This window comes from Fodinibius roseus (assembly GCF_900129315.1).
Lineage (GTDB): Bacteria > Bacteroidota > Rhodothermia > Balneolales > Balneolaceae > Fodinibius > Fodinibius roseus.
Window position 1 is genome coordinate 294,482 of the sequence record NZ_FQUS01000001.1, and the last position, 12,038, is coordinate 306,519.

Genomic DNA, 12,038 nt, shown 5'->3' on the forward strand with positions numbered 1-12,038 from the left:
AAGGTTTCTTTAAATCAAAGTTTAGGTTATATCAATTATGAAACAAGCAACTCAGAAGCAGGACCTGGTAAATAAAACCATACTGGATAACGGACTTACTATTGTTACCGAGCATTTTGAAGGCGTCAAAAGTGTGGCCGTTGGCATATGGGTAAAGACCGGTAGCCGGAACGAGCGCAAGCAGCAGGCGGGAGTGACTCACTTTTTAGAGCATATGTTGTTTAAAGGCACCGACTCGCGCTCATCTTACGACATTGCCATGAGCATGGAATCGGTGGGAGGCTACCTGAATGCGTTTACCTCTTCGGAGTACACGTGCTACTACTCGCGCTGCCTCAATACGCAGCTTGACCGGGCGCTGGATGTGCTTTCCGATATGATACTGCACCCCTTATTTCCGGAAGAGGAGATACGGAAAGAAAAAAAAGTGGTCATTGAAGAGATGAAAATGTACCGCGACAGTCCTAATGATTATCTTCTTGAGCAGTTTGTTGCCCATGCTTTCAAGGGGCACCCGCTGGGACAGTCGACCCTTGGGTATGAAAATACGGTCTCTTCTTTTGACCGGCAGGATCTGTATGAATATATGGAAGACCGCTACCAGCCGTCCAATTTACTGGTGGCCGTGGCGGGAAATACAGATCATGAAAAAGTGGTCAATTTGGTATCCGGTTTTTTTGCCGACGTATCATCAAAAGGAGTGAAGGAGCTGGATCAGACGCTTCCAAACTATGAGATTGACCAGCTTAAGCTTACCAAACCGATAGAACAGACCCATTTGGTTACCGGGCGCCGGGGACTGGATTACGATCATGAGGACAAGTATCGGCTGTTATTGGCAAACACTGTACTGGGAGGAGGGATGAGCTCCCGTCTGCATCAAAACGTACGGGAAAAATACGGCTATTGCTATACTATTACCTCCTTTAACCAGTCGTATCAGGATACCGGTTTGTATGGCATTTATGTGGGCACCGATGAGGAGTATGTTGATCATGTGCGGGAGCTTATACAGCAGGAGCTGGACAAGCTGAAGCAGGATCCCATCCCGGAGAAAGAACTCGCGGAGGCGAAGTCGCAGCTCAAGGGCAAGTTGCTGTTATCCCTGGAGAGCATGAGTAACCGGATGACCCGTTTGGCGAAAAGCGAGATTTATTTTAACCGTTTTGTAACGATGGATGAACTGGTTCAAAAAATTGACGAGGTACAGGCGGAAGAGATACAGGAGTTTGCCCGGGGATTTTATGACAGCAAGATATTTTCTGAAGCACTCCTGACGCCCGAACATGCCGGCTAAAGGGTGTTATAAAACAAACCCTGCCGTTATATTAATTCGGGCGTGGAGACTATATAAAATTCGTCGGTTTATACGGATGAAAAGAATTGTTTTTTTTCTTGCTGGTCCCTTATAAGCTCAGGCCTACTACAATGTAAAACTGTTCCGTATCCGGGTTGAGTATAGCCGCTCCGCTGAAGGGCAGGCTAAAGGTTTCAGTGACTTCAATTTCTTTACTTGCACCGATCCCTACATTTACTATTTTGAAGTCTCCATCCGTGGAGTGCCATCCGTCACCACCCCCGATAAACAGTTCAGCGGCTCCGGCCGCATACCCAAGCTGATAGTACATATCACCGCCGGCCGAACCCGCGCCTTCGGGGGATTCATTGACGATATAGTTTGCTGCAAGGGAGAGATTTTCAATTGTGTAACCGCCGTTGAACTCAATAGCATGACTTGAAAAATCACCGTTTTCCGGATCACTTTTATAGGAGAAATACGGAGTGCCGGGATAATAGTAGTCGGTAATTCCGAGGCTTAATCCGAAGTCAAAGCTGTAGCTTGCGTACAGATCCATTTCCTGGAAACCGACCGATTCATCCGCAATGGAACCGTCAATTCCCTGTGATCCCCATGCTCCTATAGCAAAGCCACCACTACTTAACTCAATATACGGTTGTACGGAGGGACCCGAGTAGGCCACGCCGCGCCATACGTAGGTGCTGTAGAGATCTACTCCCGGACTAATACTGACTTCCTGGGCCTGAGCTGAATCTGCCTGGATTTGCAGGGCAAATGGTACAATGAATATTGAACTTATTATGTATTTGAAGTATTTCATGGTCGTAGTGTTCATCATAATCCTTGTTTATAAATTTAATAAATCCCTGTTTTCAGTTAATTAACCATTTTATTATTCAGACCGGCGGGATTTTATTTCTGTTTTAAACCCGCCAGTCTGATAATATGGCTATGTTTGTTATTGTTTTGGTTATAAAGGTGTGGTTTAAAGCGCCTCTGCTAAAATGAAGAAGGAATAGTTTGTAAGAAAAAATTAATGATTAGCCCGGATTTCTCACCGGGGAAATTTGTTGTACTTCAGCAAGGTGAAGGAAAAATAGCAGCGGAGACCTGTCCCGCTGCGCCCGGCACGCTGTTGTTATCTTCAACGTGGTTGACGACAGGCATCCGTCGCAGTATATGTTATAGGCTGTTATAAACCTTGGCCTCACAATAGATTACCATAACCCTTTTTGTTAGGACTACGGGTTAGACCTCTCCAGGTATGAATTCGTCAGTGCCGACAAATTCCGGATAAGCCCGGTTGTCATGTTCGTGCAGGTCAAGTCCTTTTGCTTCGAGCTGACCATTGACACGAAGTCCCACGGTATTTTTAATGATGCTGAACAGTACATAGCTGACACCAAAGGTCCATATAAAGGCGGCAGCAATACCCAGAACCTGGACTCCCAGCACAGAAGGATCAAAGCCACCGGTTCCGAAAATACCGCTGGTGGTGTCAAAGAGGCCGGCAGCGAATGTTCCCCAGGCCCCACAGACTCCATGAACGGCAACGGCTCCAACCGGGTCGTCAACGAACTTATCTAAAAATTCGGTAGCATATACGACTACAATACCGGCAAGAGCCCCGGTTACAATTGCAAGTCCGGGGGTCAGGGTTGCACAACCCGCAGTAATAGCCACAAGGCCGCCAAGCACCCCATTCAGCGTCATAGGGGCGTCGGGCTTGCCGAACTGTAGCCATGTCACAACCATGGCCAGTGTAGCCCCTGCACCGGCGGCTAAAAAGGTATTGATAGCAATCAATGCGATATCGGTGTTACCGGTGGTGGTTGAACCCGCATTAAAACCGAACCATCCGAACCAGAGAATAAACACGCCGAGAGCCGCCAGAGGCAAACTGTGACCGGGTATATGATTTGGTTTACCTTCCTCGTCGTACTTTCCTACACGGGGACCAACAACCAGAGCACCCGCGAGAGCCGCCCATCCGCCCACAGAGTGTACAACCGTTGAACCGGCAAAATCGATAAAGCCGAGATTTTCCAACCATCCGCTTCCGTTAAATAGCCCGCCCCATGCCCAGGATCCGAATACGGGGTAGATGACAGCAGTAATCACAATAGAAAAGATCAGATAACCGGTAAACTTGGTCCGTTCTGCTACGGCCCCGGATACAATAGTTGCCGCCGTGGCGGCAAAGACTGCCTGAAAAATAAAGAATGCCCAGATCCAGGTCGTATCCTGACCTTCGATTCCACTTAAAAAGAAACCGTCGGTCCCGATCCATCCGCCGGCAGTAGTCCCGAACATCAGTCCGAAGCCGAGAGCGAAGAAAACAAGTCCCCCGGCCCCGACATCCATGAAATTTTTCATGATGATGTTTACGGCATTCTTGGATCGCGTAAAACCGGTCTCAAGCAATGCAAAGCCGGCTTGCATAAAAAAGACAAGAATAGCGGCAAAAATAGTCCATACGTAGTTTAGATTTGTCTGGGTTGCCGCATCCTGAATAGCTGCAGGATCAATTGCGAATCCATTTATCGTTCCGGTAAAAAGAAAAGCCAAAGTGATAATGTAATATTTAATCATTTGGGTATCCCTGAATATTAATTTTAAGTTAAATATAAAAAGAGCCTAAATAAATTACTCTTTAATGAACGTTGATAAAATATTTTACGGTTAGGTAACAATCAAATTAAATAATTATGTTTATATTAATTATTACCTAAATTAATAATGTTTTATTATTAAATATATAAATAATATATAGTTTATGTTTTTTATAACTTATTAATAAAAGTTCTTCTTTATAGTTTGGACGCCAGGAGGGGAGGGGGGAACATTGGGAGAACCTGAGTTATGAGAGGGCGCCGTCGCGCATCCTCCCATAATCATCGGCTCTCAGGAGGTGATATAACTTGTTATACTTTCGGCAATAGTTTGACAGGTCTGCCGTCTTTTGGGATCATCTGTTTCAAGGAGAGTCATTCGAAAACCATTTCGTTCACTGGCAAAACCGGTGAGAGGCACAACACAAATTCCGGTAGCAGCAAGCAGATAATAGACGAACCGTTTATCGAGAGATACCTCTTCAATATTTTTTTCCAGCAGATCACGGATGGATTTTTGTTCAACAGGGAGTTCCTGGCGTTCATTGAGGATTCCTTCCTCAAAGAGTACAGTCAGGTAAAAAGCACCCTGTGGCTTAGTGACACGGATACCATCGACCTCGGATAACAGCTGGTAAGCTTCTTCAGCACGATCCCCAAAAACGGTTTTTCGTGATTCCAGATGCTGTTTATAGCGGGGATCACCCATCACCAGGGGGATGGAAAGCTGAGGCAGATTGGTAGAACTGACCTCCAGCATTTTTGCATTGATAAGGGTATCGATATAGGTTTTGAAGGCGGGATAAAGATCCTGGTTATACACTTCCATCCAGCCGCAACGGGCACCGGGCCAGGGATATTCCTTGGAAATCCCCCGTAACGCTATGCCGGGGACATCGCCAATGACCTGGTTCAAAGCGGCCGTGTCGGAACCGTTGTAAATAATATTGGCGTAAATTTCATCACAAATCATAAAAAGCTTATGTTCACGGGCAATACTCACCATCTCTTTCAGAATCTTACGGGGATATACGGCGCCGGTGGGGTTGTCGGGATTGATTAAAAGTAATCCCGCAATAGAATCGTTGTATTTGACTTTTTTTCGCAAGTCTTCAATGTCAGGCATCCAGTTGTTTTCGGGGTCCAGATTGTACGTAAGATGTTTATACCCTGAATGAGCCGCTTCGGCCGAGGAGTGTGTTGAGTAGGCCGGAGAGGGACCGATGACACGGGCTTCTTTTTTCAGGTATCCGAAAACTTTACCGACAGCATCTCCCAGGCCGTTGAAAAAGGTAATGTCATCCGCAGAAATTTGGCAGCCACCTCGTTTATTAGCCAGACTTGCAAGGAACTCGCGGGCCTCGAGATTGCCCTGTGTGGTGCTATAGCTGTAGCTGTAATCCTCTGCCACTAATTGAATAATGATGTCTTTAATCCAGCCTGCCATTTCTTCGCCTTTTTCTATCGGGTCGCCAATGTTTTCCCAGATGACAGGCATGCCCAGCTCTTGAAACTGCCGGGCAAGGCTCACGATTTCGCGTATTTCATAGGTGAGCTGGCCTGAACCGTCGTGTAAGAATTTTCGTCGTAATTTTCTGTCCTTCATTCTTTATCTACAGATCTTTTTTCCGAATTCATAAATAAGTTGCAAGGTTACTAAGTATGATGCGTAATTAAAAGCGAAAAATGTTTTTTTGTCAGTTGACCCGGTATTTTATTTCTTCACCGAAACGGACCCGTATCCCCCTCATTTATTGGAGCGGCCGGTACTGCATGATTTTTGCAAAAGTCTCTTTGACTGTATTTGTAATAACCGCTATCCTTGGGTACACTTTTCTGATGCGCCCATGGTATGAGAGGCAGTGTCTGAGTTAACGTCCCTGGGGTGTAAGAGGCCGTGAACAATCATCAAAAATGCAGTGTTAATGGTTTATATAGCGAATCTTGCCGAGCATAAGGATCAGCAGGTAACACTTAAAGGTTGGATTTATAATTTTCGAAGCAGCAAGAATCTTTATTTCCTGGAAGTCCGGGATGGGTCGGGTATCTGCCAGTGCGTGGTGGCCAAAGACAGCGTATCCGAAGAAGCCTGGGATGCGGCGGAAACGCTGCGCCAGGAAAGCTCGCTGGAAATAACCGGCACGGTTGTCGAAGATGAGCGCAGTATTGGCGGCTATGAGCTGCAGGTTTCTGATCTGGATGTCATACAAATTGCGAAAGACTATCCCATTACCCTTAAAGAGCACGGGGTCGATTTCCTGATGGAAAACCGGCACCTCTGGCTGCGAAGCCGGCGGCAGTGGGCAGCCATGCGCGTGCGCAATGAAATTATTTATGCGATCCACACCTTTTTTCAGGAGCGTGGTTTTATACAGATGGATGCTCCTATATTTACAGGCAATGCCGCGGAGGGCACAACCAATCTTTTTGAGACCGAATATTTTGATGAGCAGGCCTACCTGACCCAGTCGGGACAGCTCTATGGGGAGGCCCTGGCGATGGCGCATGGCCTTATTTATACCTTTGGGCCCACCTTCCGCGCAGAGAAAAGCAAGACCCGCCGGCACCTGACCGAGTTCTGGATGATAGAACCGGAAATGGCGTTTTATGATCTGGAGATGAATATGGAGCTGGCCGAGGATTTTATCCGATTTGTCGTAAAGCGGGTGCTTGACCGGCGTCCCGATGAGCTGGACATTCTTCAGCGTGATACTTCAATACTGAAGAAGACTGTGTCGGAGGACTTTCCCCGTATTTCCTATGGCGAGGCGGTAGAAACCCTCAAAAGTGAGGAGATGGCTGATATGCTCGATCAGATGGTTGAAGATCGCAGGGCGGAGGAGGCAACCCTTCGGGAAGAGCGCCGGGAGATCAAAAAAGAACGGGGACAAGCTAAAAAGTGGCGCAAGGCCCAGATTGACCAGCGTATCAAAGATATTGCGGCCCGTATAGATCAGATCGAAGAGGATCTTCGAAATATACCCGACTGGCGCGCATCGGCCCTGAACTTCAAGTGGGGAGAGGATTTCGGAGGCAGTGACGAAACATTGCTCACCATGCAATACGACACCCCCATCCTGGTACACCGGTACCCGGCCGACATCAAAGCTTTTTACATGAAGCGTGATCCCGAAGACGAGAAGCTGGCCCTGGCCGTTGATATGCTGGCCCCGGAAGGGTATGGAGAAATTATCGGGGGGAGTGAGCGTGAAGCGGACCTCGACACCTTAAAAAAACGGCTGGCCGAGCATGATCTGTCCGAGGAGGTCTTCAGCTGGTATCTGGATTTACGCAAGTATGGAACCGTGCCCCATTCCGGTTTTGGACTGGGATTAGAACGGACTGTTGCCTGGTTGTGCGGGCTCGATCACGTCCGTGAAACCATTCCTTTCCCCCGTATGATGGGACGCCTTACACCTTAGTTTTTGATCATTACTGGTTGTCTGCTGTTTGTTTGTTCCCTCAGCAGTCGCAGGTAAACGACGAACAAATCAAAAAGAAATTTAGCATGAAAAATTAAAAACAGGGGAATCTTTGCAATCCCCTGTCCCCATTACCCGTCTCCCCAAAATACAAGCAGTATCTAAGATACCATGAAATGGAGATGGGAGTCCGGAGTCTCGTGAATATGATATGGATTAAAAATGAAAAGATGACTAACAACCAACTATTTCCCGAGGGCTTTGAAAAACCGGGGGCTTTGTTCTACAGCAAGCCCTGAGTGATTTTAAATCCGCAGTATACAGACGATACATGAGTATTTTGAAATCGAGAAATGTAGATATTTGACAAACCAACGGTTATGCAAAGGCTTCTTCTAATAACAAATAATAAATAACTAACAACTAAAACGTGGCCAAAAAAACCAGCATAGAGCGTTATTCCGAAATACTGAAGGAATTGAAGTCAGGAGAGCGGAAGCCCGTTTATTTTTTCCATGGGGAGGAGGAGTTCTTCCTGGATAAACTGCAGGAGGCAGTTGAAACGCTGGTACCCGAAGACCAAAAGGATTTTAATTTTGACCTGTTGTATGGCCGTGATATTACGGTGGAAAAGCTACTGTCGATTATCCGTAGTTTTCCCATGATGGCCGACCGCCGCGTCGTCATCCTCCGGGATTTCAAACAGCTGGGAGATTATGCTGAAATCAGTGGAGGCGACGGGGGAGATGTCAATGAGCTGATTCCCTATCTGAAACAACCCAACCCCAGCACGCTGTTGGTCTGCATTGATGCAAAAAAGCCTTCCGGGAACACTAAAGTCGGAAAAGCACTTAAAACAAGTAAGCATACCGGCGTTCATGAATTCAAGGAAGTGCCCGACTACCGGTTGCCGGACTGGATCATAACATGGGCGCGCAGTGAATATGAAAAACAAATAGAGCCGCCGGCCGCACAAATGCTGGCCCAATATGTGGGCAACAGCCTGCAGTTACTGTCCACAGAAATAGATAAGGTGTGTACTTTTGTAGACACTTCTGAAATCATTCAAGAGAGTGACATAAAAAAAATAATAGGCTTTTATCGTGAGTATTCGGTGTTTGAGCTCAAAGATGCCCTTATTTCACGTAACCTGGACAAATCCCTGTTTATTGCGGAACAGATGTTGCAGCATTCTAAGTCCAACACGGGAGAAATTATTCGTTCCGTGGGGTTCTTTTATAATCTGTTTTCGAATATCTGGCAGATCAAGCGTCTGTCCGCACAGGGTAATACGAAAAAACAAGTTCAAAACACCTTGGGTATTAGCAGTAGCTGGTATTTCAATAAGCTGTGGAAAGACGCTTCAGCTTTTGAGCTGGCAGAGATGTCCAGAATATTTGAAACACTGTTGGATGCCGACCGAGCAGCAAAAGGCTTTTCAACGATGGACCCTGCGACGATTCTTCTCCTTATGATTAAAAGGATCATCAACTAATACCCATAGCGGTTGTTGATGAAAATCAGAATTGTCATTTGCAACAAATTTAGGGTCAAAATATGGAAGCGATGTCCAGAGCAAAACTTCAACAGATGTCTGATGAAGATTTAATGGAACATTTTCAATCTGGTTATGAAGAAGCTTTTAACCTGTTAGTGGATCGGTACCAGGACCGGTTGCATAATTTTCTTTATCGATACACCCATAATCACCAGGATTGCGAGGATTTGGTGCAGGAGACATTTTTCAGAGTATTCCGGAGCCGCCATTCTTATGAACGAATAGCAAAATTTTCTACCTGGATGTACACGATCGCCATTAACCTGGCAAAGAGTTTATATAAAAAGAAAAAAAGAATGACAACAGTAACCATTCACAAGGATCCGGATGATTCAGAAGATCGTCCTATGAAACTGGAAGACACCGGCATCCTTCCAGACGACTCACTGCATGAGAAAATGTGCATGGATGAGCTCGAAAAGGCGCTTATGGAGCTCAGCGAAGATTTCCGCGAGGTTGTGGTACTGCGGGATATTCAGCAGCTTACCTACGAAGAAATAGCTGAGATTGCGGATCTTCCGATGGGTACGGTGAAGTCACGCATTAACCGGGGACGCGCACATCTGCAAGAGTTATTAGAAAATCACGTTTATCCGGGAACAATTTCTGCATAGCAGGGTATGAGGGTAATAGATGGACTTGTTTAACATTTATTACCCTCTTTTTATGGATATTACCGAGTTTGATCGTGATAATATACTCACGGAGTTCCTCACAGATTACCTGGATGGAAAGCTGGGGCGAGCTGAGCACCGTTCTTTTGAAGAATATCTGGCCAGAAATAAAAAAGAACGTGAATTCGTTCGGAAAGCCATGATGGGCAAAAAAGCGTTGTCGCGCATGGCTGCCCAGTTTGAATTACCGGTCGGAGAGAAGGACACGTCTTCACTTACTGCTACCGATAATCACTGAATATGGATCGCAGCTTTTCATTGAGCTCATCAACCTGGACAGGGGTGGGATCGAATGCGTTCCCTGTGAGTTTTTTAAAAAGTTCTGCATACCGTTCAAACACTTTTTTTCTGAATGAATCAGGAAGATCGGGAAGTGTTTGTCCCTCTTTTCCCTGAAACCCCTGCTCCATCAGCCATTCCCGCAAGAACTCTTTGGACAGCTGTTTCTGTGGCTTTCCTTCCCTTAGCCTCTCTTCATACTCGTCCGCATAAAAGTAACGCGAGGAATCGGCCGTATGAACCTCGTCAATGAGTGTTACTTCTCCGTCGTATAGTCCGAATTCGTATTTTGTATCTACCAGAATCAATCCCTGACTCCGGGCGATCTTCTGTCCCCGCTCAAATACCCGGAATGCCTTTACTCTTATTTCTTTCCAGAGGTCGGAATCCACTATATTGCGTTCCAGAATTTCCTGCTCTGAAATATCCTCATCGTGACCCTCTTCGGCTTTTGTTGCGGGTGTTAAAATAGGCTCCTCAAATTGTTGGTTCTCTCTCATTCCATCCGGAAGTTCCACCCCGCAAAGCGTTCGTCTGCCTGATTTATATACCCGGGCGGCATGTCCTGTCAGACAGGCCCGAATGACAACCTCAATAGGTATAGGGGCACATTTTTTGGCAATCGTCACATTGGGATGGGGCACATCAATAATATGAGTAGCCACCAGATCCTCTACTTTACTGAAAGAAAAAGCAGCGAGGGCATTGAGAATCTGCCCTTTATAGGGGATGGCTTGCTTCATAATGTGATCAAAAGCCGAAATGCGGTCGCTGGCCACAATACCCAGTTTGTCGTCCCCCAGGGAGTAGACATCCCGTACCTTGCCGCGATAGGGAGGGGCTGTCCCCGGTACGTCTGTTTTGGTTATGCAGTTGTCAAGCACTTGGGGGGTAATAGATGAGTTATCCACGATAAAAACTTAGCTTTATGTAGTTAGATAGTCCGATCACCCAACCTGTTGAGCCGGAAATACCAAATACCGTTTGCAGGGTAAAGTCGATATAACACCCCAATGGCTTGGTATCGGGGTTGGGGGCGTTGAATTATAATTGGCCGAATAGAAAATCGGAAAAGTTCATAAGAATTGAAATTAAATTATCGGCCGACAGGTATTTTGCCTGAGCGATTCAAATGAAGGTTTGTGCTTCCCAGTAGTTCGTGCAGGGCATTAACTTTAAAATGCCCTTTCAGCTGGTAATCCAGGGGTTCCGATCCGGATAAAATGCGGTAGGCTGACATGCCTATCTTGCTGATATTCAATGAAATGGGAATATCCAGTTCTGTAATTCCGTTTTCCCTGATAGTGACATCCTGCAGCGCCGTACCATCCGCCCACTGGTCGCCATTAACCTGCAAGTCATAGGTCAGCTGGTTGATGTCCAGCCCAAAGCCGTTGGGATTATTAAAAGCCAGTTTTAGGACCACATCGGCACCGCTGAGGCTTAAATTCTTGATTTCAAGATTTTGAACATCCAGTTTTGGCCTTTTGAGCAGGGGGATGGAGCCTTGCTTTCGGACCGGAATTTCGGTAGCACCCAATACAGGCAGGTCAAACCGAAGGTGGCTTAAAAAATGGTAAGAGGTTTCATCCTGATCGGATAATTCCGATACCGTGCGATAGACATCCGAGAAGTTGAGCGTCATGGGCACCTGGAAAATACTCTCGCCGGAAGCTTCAATTTCTGTTTTTTGCGACTGATTACCACTGATGAAGGCATTATCGTTCAGGTCCAGGTTATAATCGTATCCCAGCATTCGTACGGCTACAGAGTTGGGATTTTCGACTTTGATGTCATATGTCAACTCCATCTGCTGAAAATTAAATCCCGTAACCCGTACGTTCTCTACGGACAATCGGGGTTCCCGGATGCTGTTGGCAAAGTCCTGCAGAGTCCTGCAGCCACCGATTAGCAGCAGCGACAGCAGCAAAAGGGAGATATATGTTTTTATCTTCATAGCACCGTCATTCATTTAAGTAGGTAAATTAGTTATATATAACCGCTTGTCGGTTAAATTTCTAAGGAAGAGGAACAAAAAAGATTCTGCTGTAAAGAGACCATTTGTGTTTTCATTGGTAAAAGGATAAAAAAGTTGATTGATCAATAGATGTTAACCCGGATTTCTCACCAAGAAATCCGGGTTAAAGCAGGATGAAAAGTACATAAATCTGTTCTCCGAACAAACCGGTCATG

10 protein-coding genes are annotated in these 12,038 nt (G+C 46.1%); 5 read left to right on the forward strand and 5 right to left on the reverse strand.

Annotated elements, in window-relative coordinates:
• Nucleotides 1-37 precede the first annotated feature (37 nt).
• On the forward strand, nt 38-1,297 hold the full coding sequence (locus BUB16_RS01220) for a M16 family metallopeptidase (RefSeq protein WP_073058988.1): 1,260 nt from the start codon (nt 38-40) through the stop codon (nt 1,295-1,297).
• A gap of 109 nt (nt 1,298-1,406) precedes the next feature.
• Here BUB16_RS01220 and BUB16_RS01225 read toward each other — a convergent pair whose 3' ends face one another.
• The 3 genes from BUB16_RS01225 to BUB16_RS01235 form a co-directional block, all read right to left on the reverse strand.
• Nucleotides 1,407-2,138: a TorF family putative porin gene (locus BUB16_RS01225; protein ID WP_084087938.1), complete on the reverse strand. Its 732-nt coding sequence runs from the start codon at nt 2,136-2,138 to the stop codon at nt 1,407-1,409.
• A 410-nt stretch (nt 2,139-2,548) separates the two neighbouring features.
• The gene (locus BUB16_RS01230; protein ID WP_073058990.1) at nt 2,549-3,892 is read right to left on the reverse strand and encodes an ammonium transporter; all 1,344 of its coding nucleotides are present in this window, start codon (nt 3,890-3,892) and stop codon (nt 2,549-2,551) included.
• 312 nt (nt 3,893-4,204) lie between these two features.
• Complete coding sequence (locus BUB16_RS01235; RefSeq protein WP_073058991.1) at nt 4,205-5,518, reverse strand: pyridoxal phosphate-dependent aminotransferase; 1,314 nt, start codon at nt 5,516-5,518, stop codon at nt 4,205-4,207.
• Between the two features lie 319 nt (nt 5,519-5,837).
• On the opposite strand from BUB16_RS01235, the gene BUB16_RS01240 reads away from it, so the two are divergent.
• The 4 genes from BUB16_RS01240 to BUB16_RS01255 all read left to right on the forward strand — a co-directional run bounded on the left by BUB16_RS01240 (nt 5,838) and on the right by BUB16_RS01255 (nt 9,804).
• Complete coding sequence (locus tag BUB16_RS01240; RefSeq protein ID WP_073058992.1) at nt 5,838-7,334, forward strand: asparagine--tRNA ligase; 1,497 nt, start codon at nt 5,838-5,840, stop codon at nt 7,332-7,334.
• Between the two features lie 430 nt (nt 7,335-7,764).
• Nucleotides 7,765-8,829: a DNA polymerase III subunit delta gene (holA, locus tag BUB16_RS01245; RefSeq protein WP_073058993.1), complete on the forward strand. Its 1,065-nt coding sequence runs from the start codon at nt 7,765-7,767 to the stop codon at nt 8,827-8,829.
• A gap of 62 nt (nt 8,830-8,891) precedes the next feature.
• Entirely contained in the window at nt 8,892-9,506 is a 615-nt protein-coding gene (locus BUB16_RS01250) for a sigma-70 family RNA polymerase sigma factor (protein ID WP_073058994.1), read from the forward strand.
• Nucleotides 9,507-9,558: 52 nt separating this feature from the next.
• Nucleotides 9,559-9,804, forward strand: a complete 246-nt coding sequence (locus BUB16_RS01255) for an anti-sigma factor (protein WP_139240137.1) — start codon at nt 9,559-9,561, stop codon at nt 9,802-9,804.
• On the opposite strand, the gene BUB16_RS01260 is transcribed toward BUB16_RS01255, so the two are convergent.
• Both BUB16_RS01260 and BUB16_RS01265 read right to left on the reverse strand, forming a co-directional pair.
• On the reverse strand, nt 9,788-10,756 hold the full coding sequence (locus BUB16_RS01260) for a phosphoribosylaminoimidazolesuccinocarboxamide synthase (RefSeq protein WP_073058996.1): 969 nt from the start codon (nt 10,754-10,756) through the stop codon (nt 9,788-9,790). The two genes, BUB16_RS01255 and BUB16_RS01260, sit on opposite strands and share 17 nt — an antisense overlap.
• A 185-nt stretch (nt 10,757-10,941) precedes the next feature.
• Nucleotides 10,942-11,802: an LEA/WHy family protein gene (locus BUB16_RS01265; protein WP_170864235.1), complete on the reverse strand. Its 861-nt coding sequence runs from the start codon at nt 11,800-11,802 to the stop codon at nt 10,942-10,944.
• Nucleotides 11,803-12,038: the final 236 nt, after the last annotated feature.